Below are 16,269 nucleotides of genomic sequence, written 5' to 3'. Positions count from 1 at the left end.
CCCGACATGGACGAGCGCGAAACCTTTCTGGCAGACGATGCGGCCACTGCCGCGTTCGGCGCTGAAATTGCCGCCCAGCTCAGGGGCGGCGACATTGTCAGCCTCGAGGGGGATCTGGGCGCCGGCAAGACGGCACTGGCCCGCGCCATCATCCGCGCACTGGCCGGAGACGCGGAGCTCGAAGTCCCCTCGCCCACCTTTGCCATAGTGCAGCCTTACGAGACCGAAGCCGGGCCGGTCCTGCATGCCGACCTCTACCGCCTGGCCGATATTGCCGAAGTGGACGAGCTGGGACTTATGGACGACGACGCCGCCATCATCTTGGTCGAATGGGCGGCGCGCGTCCCCGAAATGGCGGCAGCGGCAACGCTGATCGTCAGCCTTGTCATTCCACTCGGCGGGGATGGACGGCTGGCCCGCATCACCCGCCGGTAGCGCCCAGGAGCGCAAGGGTGCGGGGGTCTTCCGCGCCGGAATTAAAGGCGTCGAGCGCCCGGGCGAAGAGGGGCTCGCCCGGCACGGCGCGGGCAAAAAGCGTCATCGACGAGATGAACTTGAGATCATCGGGTGCGCCGAAAATGGCATGCAACGCTCTCGGCGCCATTCCATCGGGTGCATGGAGCAGCACGGCGCGCGTGGTTTCGAGCAGACGCGCGCCAAGTACCGGGTGAGCGGCATAGGCGCCGGCTTCGGCAAGGCCCTGGAGCGCATAATGGCGGGCCATGTCGCTGTGGCCGAGGCCCGCAAGCTGGGGAAAGATGAACCACATCCAGTGGGTGTCCTTCCGCCCGGCGCGCAATTGCTGGAGCACCTGCGGATAGACCTTGTCCTGCGCGGCAAGGAACCGGGTCACCATGGCGCCGTGGACATCACGCAGGCTGGTCATCTTCGGGCTTGGGCTTGGGGTGATCGGGATCGTGCACCTTTTCAAATTCGCCGGCCGGCTGCTCGGCGTCCTCGCGGCCCTCGACCAGCGATTTCGTGTCGTCGTTCTGGCCGGCATTGCCGGGCTGCTCGCGATGAGGCATGGCGGTCTCCTTTTGCGGTTCCGCAACAGGAACGGCAGGGGGCGGATGCGGTTGCAGCCGAGCCTTAACCCTTCGTTCACCATCACCAGGGGTTTTTGGAGCCCAGCGCGCGGCCATGCATTGCATTTATATCAAATGCGAGGCAGCCCCATGGCTTATTCAGAACACATGCCCGACGCCTATATCGCCGAATTCCTCGATCTGGCGCGCTCGGCCAATGTCGATTTCGACATCGTTCACGACCGGCTTCACATGCGCATGGTCAATCCCGACTGGGCCATGTGGTCGCCCATCCGCCACCTGCTGGACGAGATCGGCACTGACCGCATCGAAGCCTTTGTCCGCAGCGAAGCCGCCGCGCGCGACGTGGTCGATCGCAGCGCCGAGGCCAGCGCCGAGCGCCTGAGCCTGGCAGCGGAGGCAATGCGGGGGTGAGTTTTTGCGCTCAAGCTTTTTGAACATTGCGTGTCACCCCGGCGCAGGCCCGGGCCCAACGGACCGCATTTCTAGCCCGTTGGAGACGCCTCCAATACTCTGCTCACTGCCAAATCAGTGCGCCTCGTCCCAGTTCCTGGCCGCATGCGCATCCACCTGAATCGGCACGGATAGCATGACCGCCGGTTCGGCGGCTTTTTCCATGACGCGCTTGATCACCGGGATGGCCACCTCTTCCGTGCCCTCGGGGACTTCGAAAATCAGTTCGTCGTGGACCTGGAGCAGCATGTCGGCTTCGATGCCGGCCTTTTTCAATTCGCCTTCCATGCGGATCATGGCGCGGCGGATGATGTCGGCGGCGGAGCCCTGGATGGGGGCATTGATGGAGGCGCGCTCGACAAAGGCCCGTTCGGAGGGATTGCCGGAGTTGGCATTGGGGAACTGGATCTTGCGGCCGAAAATGGTGGTGACGTGGCCATCGGCCTTCACCCGCGCCTTCTGGGCGTCCATGTAATCCTTGATGCCGGGGAAGCGCTCGAAATAGGTCTTGATATAGTCGCCGGCGACGCCGCGCTCGATGCCCAGCTGGTTGGCGAGGCCGAAGGCGGAAATGCCGTAGATGATGCCGAAATTGATGGCCTTGGCTCTACGGCGCACTTCGCTTGGCATGCCTTCCACCGGCACGTTGAACATTTCGGACGCCGTCATGGCGTGAATGTCGAGACCCTCTTCGAACGCATCCTTGAGCGCCTGGATATCGGCGATATGGGCGAGGACGCGCAATTCGATCTGGGAGTAGTCGGCCGAGATCAGCACCTTGCCCTGAGGGGCGACGAAGGCGGTGCGGATCTTGCGGCCATCCTCGGTGCGGACCGGAATGTTCTGCAGGTTCGGCTCGTTGGAGGAGAGCCGGCCGGTCAGAACGGAGGCCTGCTGGTAGGAGGTATGAACGCGGCCGGTGCGCGGGTTGATATAGGTGGGCAGGGCATCGGTATAGGTGCCCTTGAGCTTGGTGAGCTGGCGCCAATCGACAATGGTGCGGGCGAGGGGAATGCCCTTGAGGGCAAGGTCCTCGAGCACGTCGGCCCCGGTGGACCAGGCGCCGGTCTTGGTCTTGGTGCCACCCTCGAGCCCCATCTTGTCGAAGAGGATTTCGCCCAATTGCTTGGGAGAACCGAGGTTGAAGCTCTGCCCGGCCAGCTCATGGGCCTCGGCTTCAAGCGCGGCGGCGCGCTGGGCGAAATCGCCCGAAAGGCGGGCCAGGATCTGCCGGTCGACCATGATGCCGCGCGCTTCCATACGGGCGAGAACCGGCGCCAAGGGGCGTTCCAGGGTCTCGTAGAGATTGGTGGCGTTTTCGGCGGCGAGGCGCGGTTTCAGCACATGCCAGAGGCGCAGGGTAACATCGGCATCCTCGGCGGCGTAGCGGGCCGCAGCGGCGATTTCGAGCTGATCGAAGGTCTTTTGCGCCTTGCCCGTGCCAGCGAGCGCGCCATAGGTGATGGTCTTGTGATCGAGCCAATGCTCGGCCAGGACGTCGAGGCCGTTATAGCGCGGGCCATCGAGCGCATAGGAGATCAGCATGGTGTCATCGATCGGCGCCAGGGCGATACCGTAGCGTTCGAGAACTTCCATGTCGTATTTGACGTTCTGCCCGATCTTGAGGATCGAGCGATCCTCGAGCACCGGCTTGAGGCTGTCGAGCACGGCGCCGATGGGCAGCTGGCCCTCGACCAGGCCCCCGCCCCCCAGCAGGTCCCCGGGATTGGCGTGGCCCACCGGGATATAGCAGCCCTGGCCCATTTCGGTGGAGAGGCAAATGCCGACGAGATCGGCCTGCTGGGGGTCGAGGCTATCGGTCTCGGTATCCACCGCCACATGACCCTTGGCCATGATCCTGTCGACCCAGGCCGCGAGCTGCTCGGGCGTGGTGACGATCTCATAGGCCTCGTAGTCGAGCGGGATCGCCTTGACCCGCGCATGTTCCTCGGCAGCGAGGCGGGCAGGACCGGTGCCGGGCACGACATTGGCGGCCAGTTTGGCCTTGGCGACGGAAAGCGACGTGGATTTCTGTGGCGCACCGACATCGGTGCTGCCCCCGGCCCGGAGCTCGGGATCGGGCGCGAAATCGTCGGGATCGGCCTCGAGCAAGGCAGCAAGGCGCTTGGTGATGGTAGCAAATTCCATCGCCTTCAAGAACGGGAACAGCGCCGAGGGGCTCATGGGCTGGCGAACGAGGCCATCGAGGTCGATCTCGACCGGGACCTGGCGCTCAAGGGTCACGAGGCGCTTGGAAATCCTGGCCAGCTCGGCATTGTCGATCAGCTTCTGGCGGCGGGCGGGCTGCTTGATCTCTTCGGCGCGGGCGAGCAGGGTTTCGAGATCGCCATAGGTATTGATGAGTTCGGCGGCCGTCTTGACGCCAATACCGGGCACGCCGGGGACATTGTCGACGCTGTCGCCGCACAGTGCCTGGACATCGATGACCTTGTCGGGTGTGACGCCGAACTTGGTGAAGACCTCGTCGGGGCCGATCCAGCGCAGCGGCGGCTGGCCGGGGCGGGGAATGGTATCGAGCAGGCGAATGGAGCCGTCGGGCTCGACCAGCTGCATCAGGTCCTTGTCGGAAGAGGCAATGGTGACCTTCATCCCCGCATCGCGCGCCATGCAGGCATAGGTTGCCATGATGTCGTCGGCCTCCCAGCCCTCCATTTCGATGGAGGGAATGGAAAAGGCGCGGGTCGCCGAACGCGTCAAGGGAAATTGCGGCACCAGTTCCTCGGGCGCCGGCGGGCGCTGAGCCTTGTACTGGTCGTAGATGTCGTCCCGGAAGGTCTTGCCCTTGGCGTCGAAAATGACGGCCATATGCGTGGGCGCCTCATCGGCGTCCATGTCCTGCGTGAGCTTGAACAGCATGTTGCAAAAGCCCTGGACACAGCCCACCGGCAACCCGTCGGACTTGCGGCTCAGTGGCGGCAAGGCGTGGAAGGCGCGGAAAATATAGCCCGAGCCATCGACGAGCAGCATATGCATGAAACGATTCCTCTTCGGTTCCGAGCGCAGAGTTTAGCCGCTCGCACCCTGATATGGCACCCATTTTTGCCCAGGCCTGTCAGCAGCGGCCGGACTTTTTGCACTGGACCCAACTTCGCCACTTTCATAGGCTAGCCAAGCCGCGCAAATATGGGGCGAAGCCTGCCCCCGAAAGCCAGTAGCGGCCGAAAGGATTAGTTGTGACAGTGAGCCCGCAGCAGGGCCTCGGCGCCACCATTCTGGTGGTCGACGACGATGCCTTGATCACGCTGAACATGGTGGATCAGCTCGCTGACCTCGGTCATACCGCACTCGAAGCCTATTCGGGCCGCGAAGCGCTGGCCATCCTGCAGCAACGCAGCGACATCGCCATGCTGATCACCGATTATTCCATGCCCGGAATGAGCGGCGTCGAGCTGGCCGAGGCAGCCCTGGCGCTGCACCCGGACCTCGCCGTGCTGCTGGCAACCGGCTATGCCGAATTGCCCGATGGCAATGGCTGCGCCCTCCCCCGTATCGAAAAGCCGTTTCGGGAAGACGAATTGCGCGCCAAGATCGAAGAATTGCTGGCCACGGAAGCCGGCTAGGCCCGCGCTCAGCGCAGGCCGCTCTTTTGCAACAGCCCCAGACGCTTGGCGTCGTAGTAATAGCCGCGGGCATAAAATTGCACCGCGCGATCCTCGTTGCCGCCGGCGGTGACATAGGCACCGGCCAGGTAGCGCACCGCGTAACGCAGATTGGTCTCGGCATCGAGCAGGCCGCCGGCCTCGCCGGAAAAACCCATGCCGCGCGCCGTCGCGTGGCTGATCTGCATGAGACCATAATAAGGACCGTTGCGGGCAGCAGGATTGTAGCCGCTTTCACGCACGATCACCCGACGCACGAGGTGTTCGGGCACATCATATTCATTGGCATAATGGGCGATAAGCCCATCCAGCTCGCCGCGCGTACCGCCCGCATAGGCCATGACGAAATCGTCGGCAGCCCGTGGCACCGCCGCGGCAGCGGGCACATGACCTTCAGGAGTCTGGGGCGCCATGCTGGCAATGGCAGCACTTGCCGTTGCAGAGCGATTGCCTGGCAAGGGCTTTATGCCGGCAATCGAACATCCGGTCAGAACCAGGACAGAGGCAAGAGTGGCGATCATGGGGAGCGGCCGAGCCGTCATACGCAATCCTCTATGTGCCCCATTTCCAATCCTTGTGGCGCTAAAGCGCAATCACGGCGGCTTGATGGCGGAAATGCGACACAACCGCAAGTGTTATCGGGCAGGGCTCTTAATTGAACGCCGTCTCTGCTTGCAAGGCAAGTGGTTAAGAACGTGTTTACGCCGGCGGGTGCTGGTGCAGGAAGAGCGGCTGGATTTGAGCTTTGGCTGGAAGATCTGTGGCGCGCCTCCTCCGCGCACAAATCTTTGCAAATTTGGGCCGTGGCGCTTCCACCCGCCCCGATTTTCGCGTAAGCACTGCGCCAGGCAATTGAGCACCCGTAGCTCAGCTGGATAGAGCGCTGCCCTCCGAAGGCAGAGGCCACAAGTTCGAATCTTGTCGGGTGCGCCATTTTTGGCTGAGAGAGCTCTCAGCCAGGCCTTTCTCTCATTTGATTATTGAAATGATGTCGATGCCGGCATGCGGCTGGCTAGCCCTCGTGCAGCATAGCGAAAGCCCGCATCTGGGGGATGCGGGCTTTGCAGGGTCTAGAACAGGCGGTCCCAGATCGGAGGGCCGGGGAGTTCGTCGAGCAGCCAGATGGCGGCTAGAATTGCCAGCGCGATGAGGCCGATGCGCGGCCAGGGATTGCCTTCCTCGCGCATAGGAGGCGGGTTGTGTGCCCCGGCTTCGAGGCGGCCGATACGGCTGGCATGATCGGCCTGAATGGCTTCGAGGCGCGCCAGGCGCTGGTCGAGATACGGATCGGTCATGGCTTAGAAACCCTGGCGCACCAGGCGTTCCCGATAGACCTCGCCGGCAAAGTCGACATGGAGCCGAACGGTCTCGCCTTCGGGATTGACGGCATCGACCTCGACATGGCGTGGCTTGGCCTCGACATCGCGCACTTGATAGCCCGCAGCCTCGACCGAGGCGATGATTGCTGCCTCGTCAAAAGCGGCTGCAGGAGCCGCCCGGCCGTCGTCGACCGAGATGGCGCCGACCCGGTCGTCAAAACCGATTTCGACCTCGATCTCGCGGCCGGCTTCGGTATAGCCCTCGACCTTATAATGGCGCGGGCCCACCTCGAATTCACGCACGTCGACGATGCCGCGCTCGGCGATCACGGCCTGTACGCCCTCGGGCAGGAGCGGGGTGAGAGAAAGGGCATCGCGCGGGGCATCGTCGTCGAGATCGAACTTTCGCAGCGTACCATCAAGGCCAAATTCGATCTCGAAATCGTGCCCAGCCTCGGTATAGCCCTCAAGCTTGAAATGGCGGGGGCCGGCTTCATAATCATGGAGGTCGACCAGGCCGGCCGCGCGCGCCGCAGACGCGACATTGTCGGGAAGAAGCGCCAGAAGGTCGACACTGGAGGCCCGGACATCGTCATCCACGTCGAGTTTGCGCAACGTCCCATCGAGCGCGATTTCGATCTCGAGGGCGCGGCCATCGGCATCGCGGCCCTTGAACTCGAAATGATTGCGACCGCGATCGTCGAGGCGCAGATCGGAAAAGCCCATGGCTTCGATGGCTGCACGAGCACCAGCTTCATCAAGAGGCGCTGCGGCGGCAGCAGCGGGAACCGGAGCGGCGGGCGTTGCCGGCGCCACAACGGGCGCTGGATTGGCCGCCGGGCGCGGGGCCGAAAGGACTTCGGTACCGTCCTGCCGGGTAATGGCGCTGGCAAGGAAACCATTGGGCGTATCGGTGCCGACAATTACGAGAGCATCACCCGTGCCGATCGCGGCGCCTGCCGGCAATTCGCCCTGGGCCTCGACCAAAACGCGCCCTTCGCCATCCTCGAGAATGAAGCGATTGCCGAAAACCTCGCCGACACGGCCCTCGATGACCGTGCTGGAAAGACTGTCGAGCGGCACCTGGGCGAGGGCCAGGCCTGCGGGGGCCGCCAGAAGGGCGGCTGCGACCAGGGTGATCTTGGAAAGGGACATGGCTTTCTCCTGTGGTTGGTGTGAAACATCCCTAGCAGGAGGGCATTGAACCCAGCTGGAACTGCGCGGTTCAATTTCGGTTCAGGCTTTGCCTGCTATTGTGTGGCGATGAAACGCTTGATTGTCATGCCCGTTCTGGCGCTTGCGCTGATGCTGACCGCTCCGATGCCGGCTTGGGCGCAGGCTCCTGCTGAAGAGTCAGCGCAGGATGCGCTGCTGCCCATTACCGGCGCCATGGCGGCGGTGACGGCGCGCTTTGACGGGCAGATCGTGGCCGCCGAACTGCAACCGGGACGCCCTGAGGACATGACCGACATTGTCTATGCCTTTCGCCTGCTGACGGCGCGGGGCGACATCCTGGCCTTGCGCGTGGATGCGATGAGCGGGCAGATTCTGGAGGTCGATGGCCGGGGCCTTGTGGATGCGCGGCGGAGACAAAACTGATGCGGGTGCTGGTGGTCGAAGACGATGAGAGGATCGCGGCCGGCCTTATCGCCGCACTCAATGAAGGGGGCTTTGCCACCGACCGCGCCGCCGACGGCACGGAAGGCGAATATCTGGGCCAGACCGAGACCTATGACGCGGTGGTGCTGGATCTGGGCCTGCCGGGAATGGACGGCATCGCCGTGCTCGAGGCCTGGCGCAAGGCGGGGCGGGCCATGCCGGTGCTGATCCTGACCGCGCGGGAGGAATGGTCCGAAAAGGTACGCGGCTTTCGGGCGGGAGCCGACGATTACGTGACCAAGCCCTTCCGCATCGAGGAAGTGGTGATCCGGCTGCGCTCGCTGGTGCGGCGGGCGGCAGGACATGCCAGCACGATCCTCACCTGCGGCCCGCTGGAATTCGATACCCAGATCGGTCTCTTCACCCGTGACGGCCTGGCGCTGAAGCTGACCGCCTTCGAATATCGGGTCCTGGCCTATCTCATGCACCACCCGGAACGGGCGGTGACGCGCACCGAATTGTCGGAGCATCTTTATGACCGGGACACCGAACGCGACTTCAATTCGCTCGAAGTGATCATCGGGCGGTTGCGCCGCAAGATCGGGGCCGGACTGATCGAAACGGTGCGAGGCCAGGGCTACCGTCTCGGCGCCAGCCCGGAGGCGCAATGATCGGCAGGCATTCGCTGGCGCTCAGGCTGATGGTGCTGGCGCTGGGCGCCAGTCTCGTGGCGCTGGTGGCGGCCGGGCTGGTGATCTCCGGCCTGTTGCGCACATTCGTGGTCGAGACGTTCGAAACCAATCTCAATGCCACCATGGTGGCGCTGATGGCCAATACACAATTCGACGAGGATGCCGGCAGGCTGCGCCTCGACGCCTCGGTTGCCGACCCCCGGTTCGAGCAGCCCTTTTCGGGCTGGTATTGGCAGATCGCCGATGCCGATCAGGTGCTGATCGGCTCGAGCTCGCTCTGGACGGACACCCTTGGGTTGGGCCTGGCCGAGCCGGATGGCAGCGTGCGCCGACGGATGATGAGCGGACCGCAGGGGGAAAGGCTATTGGTGCTGGAGCGCGACTTCACCGCGCCTGGCGGCACCGGGCGACTGCGCGTTTCGGTGGCCATGCCGGAAGCGCTGATCGAGGCCGAGGTGTCTCGTATCGTGGGCCCGCTGATCTGGTCGCTGAGCCTTTTGGGGCTGGGGCTGAGCCTGGCCATCATCGTCCAGGTGCGCCTGGGGTTGCGCCCGCTGCGGCAGGTGGAGGCCGATCTCCGGGCGATCGAAACCGGACAGCGGGACACCCTGCCGGCTGCGCGGCACGACGAGCTTGCGCCGCTGGTGGCGCAGATCAACAGCCTTCTGGCTCATTCGCGCAGCACCATCGAGCGAGCGCGAACGCATGTGGGCAATCTCGCCCATGGGCTCAAGACGCCGCTTTCGGGCCTCGACGCGCTTCTCGCTCGCAGCGCCATGCCGGAGGCGGAACGCACCGAGGTCGAGACGCTTTCGGCCAGCATGAACCGGATGATCAGCCAGCACCTGCGCCGGGCCCGCAGCGCCGGCGCCGTCGGCATTGCCGGGGCGCGCACGCCCCTGGGCGCGGTGGTCGACGACCTGCTGCCGGTGTTTCGCGGCATCTACGCGGATCGGCAGCTGGCGTTCAATGTCAGCGGGGACAAGGACGCGATCTTTGCCGGCGAGCGTGACGATCTCGAGGAAATGCTGGGCAATCTCATCGACAATGCCGCCAAATGGGGGCGCAGCCGGATCGATATCGCTGTCGAAACGCCGCCGGCCGGCAAGATCGCCGTGACCGTCTGCGACGACGGGCCGGGCATGGACGACGCCCAGTTCGCGCTGGCGCGGGAACGCGGGCGGCGGCTGGATGAGAGCCGACCCGGCTCAGGGCTCGGCCTTGCCATTGTGAGCGATCTCACGGCACTCTATGGCGGCGCACTAAGGCTCAAGCGCGCCGATCTCGGCGGGGTCGCGGCGTGCCTGGAACTCCCCGCTGCGCCCACGGGCAACTGAGTTCTGACAAACCGGGCTTTCGCGAAAATTTGAAGTGCGTTTTGCATACGCATGCAAAAACTGTTGCATTCGTATTCAAGCGCACATACCAATTGTGACGTGCGGAAGACATGGCTGGTCGAAACCGGGGTCGAGGGCGTCGGGAACGGGCAGCTGCGGGAGCGTAATCGACAACAGGAGATGGTCGGCGCACTGGTCAAAGGGAAGCGCCGTTCACCGTCAGGAGAACGAAATGAAACTATTGCTGAAGACCACCGTATCGCTGGGCGTGCTCTGCCTGACGGCCGGTGCGGCCTTTGCCGAATGCGGTATCGAGGGCACCGGCTCGGTGCGCATTCTGTCCAATGACTTCGAGGCCCTGCGCCTGGTCAACACCACCGCGGCCGAATGTGCCGGCGGCTCGGTCACCGTGACCTCGAACGCCACGGCCGAACACAAGAATATCCAGGTTCCGGCCCTCACCATCAACCCGGCCGAGTACAGCGTGGCCGTGGTGGCCAACAATTCCATCGTGCCGCTGCTCAATGACGACCTGATCCGTCCGCTGGACGACCTGATCGCCCAGTACGGCCAGGACCTGCAGCCCAACCAGCTGATCAAGATCGATGGCAAGACCATGGCCATCGCCTTCATGGGCAATGCGCAGCACCTGTTCTATCGCAAGGATATCCTGGATCAGGCCGGCATTGCCGAGCCCAAGACCTATGAGGACATCCTGGCCGCTGCCGAGAAAATCAAGGCCGATGGCCTGATGCAGTATCCGCTGGCCGCTTCGGACAAGCCCGGCTGGGATCTGGCTGCCGAATTCGTGAACACCTATCTGGGCACGGGCGGCGAATTCTTCGCCACCGGTTCGGCCGAACTCGACATCGACAACGCAAACGGCCTCAAGACGCTCGAGACCATGAAGGCACTGACCGCCTACATGGATCCCGACTACCTGACCTTCGACGCCAATGGCATCCAGGCCGAATACAAGGCCGGCAATGTCGCCATGATGGTGCAGTGGGGTTCGCTGGCCGGTGACATGCTCAATGGCGAAGGTGCCGCCGACGGTGTGGTGGAAAACACCGTGCTGGCCGCCGCTCCGACCGTTGGTGGTGGCAGCGTGCCGGCCGTGGCCCTGTGGTGGGACGGCTTCACCATCGCCAAGAACATCTCCGATGAAGACGCCGCCGCCTCGTTCCAGGCCATGGTGCACGGCATCAGCCCCGACATGGTCGCCGCCAACCCGACCGTCGCCACCTGGCTGGTGGCCGGTTACGAGCCCGGCCCGGCTGCTGTCGGCGTGATCGCCACCGCCAATGCCGGCGCCCGCGCCTATCCGATGCAGCCCTATATGGGCCTGCTGCACACGGCCCTCTCGGTCGAACTGGCCGAGTTCATGGCCGGCTCGGAAAGCGCAGAACAGGCTCTGGCCGACGTCAAGGCCGCCTATGACACCGCTGCCAAGGAAGGCGGCTACCTCTAAGGATATTCGGCCAGCCGGCCGCATAATCCTGCACATCGCGAAGGGGTCCGCGCCAGATCGCGAAGGACCCCTTCGCCCCCGCACCTCCCGGGCCCGGGCGGTGAAGGCGGATCGGACCGCTGCGCCCCATTAATTTGCCGCGTCAGGGAGGCATTGCATGCCGCACAAGACATTCTTTGCCTTCATCCTGCCCTCGCTGATCGCGATGGTGCTCTTCATCGCACTGCCCATCGTCTCGGTAGTGGTGCAGAGCATGCATGTCGAGCATGGCCGCATTCTGGTTTCGGTGGAGAATTGCCAACCGTTCGGGGGGTGCACGACCGAGACGCGCGTCGACACCGCTGCCATGGCGCAATTGCGGGCCGAACAGCCGATGGGCCAGTTTAACGGCTTTGGCACCTATCTCAACCGGGGCCATCTGGCGGTCAACGAAATCGGCGCCATCCTGGCCAACAACACTGGCCTGGGCGACATCGTCAGCCGCATCTACAACCTGCCCTTCTATAAGGCGCTAAGCTTTACCCTGGTCTTCTGCTTCGTGGTGACGCCGCTGGCCATGGGCCTGGGCTTCATCATCGCGCTGGGCGTCAACACCATCCCCAAGATGCTCAAGGGGCCGGTCATCTTCTTTTCGCTGCTGCCCATGATCATCACGCCGCTGATCGGCTCGCTGATCCTGTACTGGATGATCCAGCCCAACGGCATAATCGGGGCCAATCTGCGCGTCCTGTTCGACGATCCGACACTGTCACTGCGCCAGTCACCAGTGCTGACTTGGCTGTCGCTGCTGTTCTACGGGGTCTGGACCAATGCCCCCTTCAGCTTCGTGGTGTTCTATGCGGGCCTGCAGACCGTGCCTGCCGATACGCTGGAATCGGCGATGATCGACGGCGCCAGCCGCTGGGAGCGCATCCGCTACGTGGTGATCCCTCACCTGGCACCGCTCGCCACCTTCGTGGCGCTGGTGCAGCTGATGGACAATTTCCGCGTCTTCGAGCCGATCGTGGGCTTTTCGGCCGAGGCCAATGCAACATCCCTCAGCTGGCTGATCTTCAACGATCTTTCCGGCGACGCGCTGTTGTTCGGTTCTGCCGGCGCCACCTCGGTCATCACCATTATCGGTGTCATCATCCTGCTTACCCCGGTGCTGATCCGCACCTGGCGCGAATTCAATCACAAGGTGGTCTGACATGACTGGATCGAGTGTCTCCCAACGCCGCCCGTTGGCAATGAACATCGTGATCTTCGGGCTCCTGGCGATCTGGATCGTGCTGGCCGCTTTCCCCTTCGCCTGGACGGTGTGGGGATCGTTCAAGGTCGAGCCGGACTTCTTCTCGCGCCAGAACTGGATGAACGCCATTACCGGCCCCTTCACCCAGCGTCAGCATGGCGCCCCCTTCACCGGCGACGGCTATTACGGCGCCTGGGTCACCCGCGAATTCTGGCGGGCCGTGGGCAATACGGCCATCGTGACCGTTTCGGTGACCGTGATCTCGCTGACCCTGGGCACGCTGGGTGGCTATGCCCTGGCCCGTTCGGGGCACCGCTATGCGTTCTGGATCCTCATCGCGGCTCTGGTGTTCCGCGCCATGCCGCACATTACCCTGGTCTCGGGCTATCTGCTCCCCTTCTTCCAGCTCAATGTCTGGGGGGTGCTGCCAACCACGATCATCGTGCTCGTGGCCATCAACCAGCCCTTTACGCTGTGGATGCTGCACTCCTTCTTCCTGTCCATTCCAAAGGACCTGGACGAGAGCGCCATGGTGGATGGCTGTACACGTTTCCAGGCCTTCCGCCGCGTCATCATTCCGGTCATGTGGCCGGGCGTGGTGACGACGGGATTGTTCAGCTTCCTGCTCGCCTATAATGACTTCGCGGTAACCTCGATGCTGCTCAGCGCCGACAACCAGACCATGGTGCCCAAGATTTCGAGCTTCCTCGGCTCGGTGCAGGAGCAAGGCAATGTCATGTTTGCCGTGGCTGCCGTGGTCTCGGCTACCGTGCCGCTCTTTATCCTCGTCCTCTTCTTCCAACGCCAGATCGTCAGCGGCCTGACCGCCGGCGCAGTGAAAGGCTGATCGCAAATGGCCCAGATTCGTCTCAAGAACGTATCCAAGCGCTGGAGCAATTTCGTCGGCGTCGATAATTTCAACCTCGACATTGCGGACCAGGAATTCCTGGTGCTGCTGGGGCCCTCGGGCTGCGGCAAGACCACCACGATGCGCATGATCGCCGGCCTCGAGGACATTACCGAGGGCGAAATCTGGATCGGGGACCTGCTGGTCAACAAGCTCGAGCCCAAGGATCGCGACATTTCCATGGTGTTCCAGAGCTACGGGCTCTATCCGAACATGACGGTCTACGAAAACATCCGCTTCCCACTCAAGGTGCGCAAGGTGCCCCAGGAGCAACACCACGAGCGCGTCATGGCGGCCAGCAAGATGGTGGAACTGGACGATTTCCTCGAGCGCCGGCCCGCCGCCCTCTCGGGTGGCCAGCGCCAGCGCGTGGCGCTGGCCCGCGCCATCGTGCGCGAGCCCAATGCCTTCCTCATGGACGAGCCGCTGTCCAATCTCGATGCCAAGCTGCGCGTCTCGACGCGTGCCCAGATCAAGAACCTGCATCACACGCTCAAGCGCACCACGATCTATGTGACGCATGACCAGATCGAGGCCATGACCCTGGCCGACCGCGTCGTGGTGATGAGCAAGGGGCTGATCCAGCAAGTCGGCACCCCGATGGAAATCTACGACCGCCCGGCCAACACATTCGTTGCCAGCTTCATCGGCTCTCCGGCCATGAACCTGGTGCATGGCGATATCCAGGATGGGGTCTTTACCGGCACCAATATCCGCATCGAGGGGCTCTCCAAATCGGTCAAGGGGCCGGTGACGCTCGGCTTCAGGGCCGAGGACGCGACGCTGGCGGGTGAGACCGGCAATATTTCGGCGCCGATCTATTCGGTCGAGCTCCTCGGCGAAGCCACGATGATCGCCATGCGCGTCGCCGGCGAACTGGTCTCGATCAAGGTCGGCAAGGATTATCGCGCAGAGATCGGCGACATGGTGCGGGTCGACATCGCTCCAGCCGCCTGTCACCTGTTCGACCGCACCAGCGGCACTCGCATCGAGACGACCGCCTAAGATGGCTGCCGCCAAGCCGCAGCCGGCCGATCGTGAGGGCAATGTGCAGGACGGGCTCGACGCCGCGCTGACACGGCATGGCCTTGATGTGTCCCCCGCCGAGCAGGTCGGACTGCGCCAGCTCGTGGGCTGGATGCAGTCCGGCATCGCCGCTCTGCCCGAGGAGGCTTCGCCTGGCGCGGCTCGGGCCGCGCTCGATCTGAGCTTTGTCGAACAGGGGCGGCTGCTGCGGAACGGGACATTTACCGCCCGGGCTCTGACAGAAGCCTGTCTCGAACGGATCACGGCGCGCGATGGCGCCTATCGAGCCTTCTATGCAGTGCTGGCGGAGCGTGCTCTGGCCGATGCCGAGCGGGCCGACAGCGAGCTGGCCAATGGCCACGATCGCGGCCCGCTGCACGGGATCCCCGTCGGCATTAAGGACCTCATCGATGTCGCGGGCGTGCCGACGACGGCCGATGCGCCCGGCCGCGCCGACGCCCTTGCCGAAGCCGATGCGCTGGTCGTATCCCGGCTGGCCGAAGGCGGCGCGGTGATCGTCGGCAAGCTGGCCACCTATGAATGGGGCACTGTGGGCCCGGACAAATCGGGGCTGTTTCCCCCGGCCCGCAATCCCTGGAAGCTCGACCACATTACCGGCGGCTCGTCCTCGGGCAGCGCCGTGGCAGTGGCGGGCGGGATGCTGCGCACCACGCTTGGCACCGACACCGGGGGCTCGCTGCGGGGTCCGGCATTTTATTGCGGGGTCGTGGGGCTCAAGCCGACGCTAGGCCTTGTGCCCGACACCGGCACCCTGCCCATGGCCGCGAGCATGGACCATGTCGGGCCGATAAGCTCGAGTGTGGCCGAAGCGGCCCTGACGCTCGACGTTATCGCCGGCAGCCAGGCGTCCAGGCTCATCGGGACCTCGATCTCCGGACTGCGCATCGGCTATGGCCGGGACTGGTTCGCACAGGATCCGCAGACCATGCCTTGCGTGCTCGCAGCCATGGATGCGGCCATGTCGACGCTTTCCCAGCTCGGGGCTGTGATCGAAGAGGTGAGCCTGCCCGATTATCCGGCTATCGAAGTGGCCGCCGCCGCTGTGCTGCACAAGGAAAGCTTCGACTATCACGCCGCCAATCTGCGGGACCATCCGCAGGATTATGGCCGCCGCTGTTTCCTCAGCCTCGCCGCCGGGTTGGCGCTGACGGATGAAGAGGTCGCGCGTGCCCGTCGCGCCGGCGCAGCCTTCCGCGCCGATGTCGACCGCCTGCTGGGCCGCTTCGACGCCCTGGTCACCGTGGGCGCACTCACCACCGCCCTGCCCGCCGCGCCATTCGAGAAGGAAGCGGTGTGGACGCCCATGCGAACGATCGGGTTCAATCTCAGCGGTCACCCGGTCCTGGCGGTGCCCGTCGGGTTTGATGACGGATTGCCCATGGGCATGCAGATTATCGGTCGGCACCATGACGAAGCGCGGATCGTGCAAATCGGCGACGCCTTCGAACACGCCACGGACCATGCGGTGCAAAGGCCGCCCGGGCTCTCCTGACATTTCTGCGGCGAGGCGATTTCGCCTCCGACCAATGTTTCAGTTTACAGTT

At 64.0% G+C, this 16,269-nt stretch carries 16 protein-coding genes, 1 tRNA gene and 1 pseudogene; 12 read left to right on the top strand and 6 right to left on the bottom strand.

Going from position 1 to position 16,269, the window contains the following annotated elements; translation table 11 throughout:
• Window positions 1-6: 6 nt before the first annotated feature.
• Window positions 7-435: a tRNA (adenosine(37)-N6)-threonylcarbamoyltransferase complex ATPase subunit type 1 TsaE gene (gene tsaE / locus VE26_RS15885; protein ID WP_046106083.1), complete on the top strand. Its 429-nt coding sequence runs from the start codon at window positions 7-9 to the stop codon at window positions 433-435.
• On the opposite strand, the gene VE26_RS15880 is transcribed toward tsaE, so the two are convergent.
• Both VE26_RS15880 and VE26_RS18130 read right to left on the bottom strand, forming a co-directional pair.
• A complete protein-coding gene (locus tag VE26_RS15880; protein WP_244465718.1) occupies window positions 422-886 on the bottom strand; it encodes a DUF1810 domain-containing protein in 465 nt (154 codons plus the stop codon). The genes tsaE and VE26_RS15880 overlap by 14 nt on opposite strands.
• Complete coding sequence (locus tag VE26_RS18130) at window positions 870-1,028, bottom strand: hypothetical protein (RefSeq protein ID WP_160297859.1); 159 nt, start codon at window positions 1,026-1,028, stop codon at window positions 870-872. Before VE26_RS18130 ends, VE26_RS15880 begins: the two co-directional genes overlap by 17 nt.
• A gap of 150 nt (window positions 1,029-1,178) precedes the next feature.
• Here VE26_RS18130 and VE26_RS15875 point away from each other — a divergent pair, with 150 nt between their 5' ends.
• On the top strand, window positions 1,179-1,463 hold the full coding sequence (locus VE26_RS15875) for a hypothetical protein (protein ID WP_046106082.1): 285 nt from the start codon (window positions 1,179-1,181) through the stop codon (window positions 1,461-1,463).
• Between the two features lie 114 nt (window positions 1,464-1,577).
• On the opposite strand, the gene polA is transcribed toward VE26_RS15875, so the two are convergent.
• Window positions 1,578-4,496: a DNA polymerase I gene (gene polA / locus VE26_RS15870; RefSeq protein WP_046106081.1), complete on the bottom strand. Its 2,919-nt coding sequence runs from the start codon at window positions 4,494-4,496 to the stop codon at window positions 1,578-1,580.
• Window positions 4,497-4,702: 206 nt separating this feature from the next.
• Between polA and VE26_RS15865 the strand changes: the two genes are divergently transcribed.
• The gene (locus VE26_RS15865) at window positions 4,703-5,083 is read left to right on the top strand and encodes a response regulator (protein WP_046106080.1); all 381 of its coding nucleotides are present in this window, start codon (window positions 4,703-4,705) and stop codon (window positions 5,081-5,083) included.
• A gap of 8 nt (window positions 5,084-5,091) precedes the next feature.
• Here VE26_RS15865 and VE26_RS18550 read toward each other — a convergent pair.
• Window positions 5,092-5,433: pseudogene (locus VE26_RS18550) on the bottom strand (transglycosylase SLT domain-containing protein); the annotation flags it as partial.
• A gap of 545 nt (window positions 5,434-5,978) precedes the next feature.
• Here VE26_RS18550 and VE26_RS15855 point away from each other — a divergent pair.
• Window positions 5,979-6,055: transfer RNA gene (locus VE26_RS15855), tRNA-Arg, on the top strand.
• Between the two features lie 137 nt (window positions 6,056-6,192).
• Here the strand turns inward: VE26_RS15855 and VE26_RS15850 are convergent.
• Window positions 6,193-6,417, bottom strand: a complete 225-nt coding sequence (locus VE26_RS15850; protein ID WP_046106079.1) for a hypothetical protein — start codon at window positions 6,415-6,417, stop codon at window positions 6,193-6,195.
• Window positions 6,418-6,420: 3 nt separating this feature from the next.
• Window positions 6,421-7,596, bottom strand: a complete 1,176-nt coding sequence (locus VE26_RS17260; protein ID WP_052715961.1) for a hypothetical protein — start codon at window positions 7,594-7,596, stop codon at window positions 6,421-6,423.
• A gap of 108 nt (window positions 7,597-7,704) precedes the next feature.
• Between VE26_RS17260 and VE26_RS15840 the strand changes: the two genes are divergently transcribed.
• From VE26_RS15840 to VE26_RS15805, 8 genes are all read left to right on the top strand, one after another.
• The gene (locus VE26_RS15840; RefSeq protein WP_046106078.1) at window positions 7,705-8,040 is read left to right on the top strand and encodes a PepSY domain-containing protein; all 336 of its coding nucleotides are present in this window, start codon (window positions 7,705-7,707) and stop codon (window positions 8,038-8,040) included.
• The gene (locus tag VE26_RS15835; protein WP_046106077.1) at window positions 8,040-8,711 is read left to right on the top strand and encodes a response regulator transcription factor; all 672 of its coding nucleotides are present in this window, start codon (window positions 8,040-8,042) and stop codon (window positions 8,709-8,711) included. Before VE26_RS15840 ends, VE26_RS15835 begins: the two co-directional genes overlap by 1 nt.
• Entirely contained in the window at window positions 8,708-10,069 is a 1,362-nt protein-coding gene (locus VE26_RS15830) for a sensor histidine kinase (RefSeq protein WP_046106076.1), read from the top strand. The genes VE26_RS15835 and VE26_RS15830 overlap by 4 nt, the downstream gene beginning before the upstream one ends.
• Window positions 10,070-10,301: 232 nt before the next feature.
• Window positions 10,302-11,540, top strand: a complete 1,239-nt coding sequence (locus tag VE26_RS15825) for an ABC transporter substrate-binding protein (RefSeq protein ID WP_046106075.1) — start codon at window positions 10,302-10,304, stop codon at window positions 11,538-11,540.
• Window positions 11,541-11,697: 157 nt separating this feature from the next.
• Window positions 11,698-12,729: a carbohydrate ABC transporter permease gene (locus VE26_RS15820; protein WP_046106074.1), complete on the top strand. Its 1,032-nt coding sequence runs from the start codon at window positions 11,698-11,700 to the stop codon at window positions 12,727-12,729.
• A 1-nt stretch (window position 12,730) separates the two neighbouring features.
• Window positions 12,731-13,618 (top strand): carbohydrate ABC transporter permease, encoded by an 888-nt coding sequence (locus tag VE26_RS15815; RefSeq protein WP_046106073.1) that lies wholly within the window; start codon window positions 12,731-12,733, stop codon window positions 13,616-13,618.
• Between the two features lie 6 nt (window positions 13,619-13,624).
• Window positions 13,625-14,683, top strand: coding sequence for an ABC transporter ATP-binding protein (locus VE26_RS15810; RefSeq protein WP_046106072.1), 1,059 nt, complete (start codon window positions 13,625-13,627; stop codon window positions 14,681-14,683).
• Between the two features lies 1 nt (window position 14,684).
• Entirely contained in the window at window positions 14,685-16,217 is a 1,533-nt protein-coding gene (locus VE26_RS15805; protein ID WP_244465717.1) for an amidase, read from the top strand.
• Window positions 16,218-16,269: the final 52 nt, after the last annotated feature.

The sequence above is a fragment of the Devosia chinhatensis genome, assembly GCF_000969445.1.
In the GTDB taxonomy this organism is placed as follows: Bacteria; Pseudomonadota; Alphaproteobacteria; order Rhizobiales; family Devosiaceae; genus Devosia; species Devosia chinhatensis.
Note: the sequence above shows the minus strand (reverse complement) of the source record. Positions and strands in the feature narration are given on the sequence as shown.

What these genes read in the sequence shown, in the direction of transcription:
- tsaE (WP_046106083.1), top strand. Translation starts at nt 7, where the DNA reads ATGGACGAGCGCGAAACCTTTCTGGCAGACGATGCGGCCACTGCCGCG.
- VE26_RS15880 (WP_244465718.1), bottom strand. Translation starts at nt 886, where the DNA reads ATGACCAGCCTGCGTGATGTCCACGGCGCCATGGTGACCCGGTTCCTT.
- VE26_RS18130 (WP_160297859.1), bottom strand. Translation starts at nt 1,028, where the DNA reads ATGCCTCATCGCGAGCAGCCCGGCAATGCCGGCCAGAACGACGACACG.
- VE26_RS15875 (WP_046106082.1), top strand. Translation starts at nt 1,179, where the DNA reads ATGGCTTATTCAGAACACATGCCCGACGCCTATATCGCCGAATTCCTC.
- polA (WP_046106081.1), bottom strand. Translation starts at nt 4,496, where the DNA reads ATGCATATGCTGCTCGTCGATGGCTCGGGCTATATTTTCCGCGCCTTC.
- VE26_RS15850 (WP_046106079.1), bottom strand. Translation starts at nt 6,417, where the DNA reads ATGACCGATCCGTATCTCGACCAGCGCCTGGCGCGCCTCGAAGCCATT.
- VE26_RS17260 (WP_052715961.1), bottom strand. Translation starts at nt 7,596, where the DNA reads ATGTCCCTTTCCAAGATCACCCTGGTCGCAGCCGCCCTTCTGGCGGCC.
- VE26_RS15840 (WP_046106078.1), top strand. Translation starts at nt 7,705, where the DNA reads ATGAAACGCTTGATTGTCATGCCCGTTCTGGCGCTTGCGCTGATGCTG.
- VE26_RS15835 (WP_046106077.1), top strand. Translation starts at nt 8,040, where the DNA reads ATGCGGGTGCTGGTGGTCGAAGACGATGAGAGGATCGCGGCCGGCCTT.
- VE26_RS15830 (WP_046106076.1), top strand. Translation starts at nt 8,708, where the DNA reads ATGATCGGCAGGCATTCGCTGGCGCTCAGGCTGATGGTGCTGGCGCTG.
- VE26_RS15825 (WP_046106075.1), top strand. Translation starts at nt 10,302, where the DNA reads ATGAAACTATTGCTGAAGACCACCGTATCGCTGGGCGTGCTCTGCCTG.
- VE26_RS15820 (WP_046106074.1), top strand. Translation starts at nt 11,698, where the DNA reads ATGCCGCACAAGACATTCTTTGCCTTCATCCTGCCCTCGCTGATCGCG.
- VE26_RS15815 (WP_046106073.1), top strand. Translation starts at nt 12,731, where the DNA reads ATGACTGGATCGAGTGTCTCCCAACGCCGCCCGTTGGCAATGAACATC.
- VE26_RS15810 (WP_046106072.1), top strand. Translation starts at nt 13,625, where the DNA reads ATGGCCCAGATTCGTCTCAAGAACGTATCCAAGCGCTGGAGCAATTTC.
- VE26_RS15805 (WP_244465717.1), top strand. Translation starts at nt 14,685, where the DNA reads ATGGCTGCCGCCAAGCCGCAGCCGGCCGATCGTGAGGGCAATGTGCAG.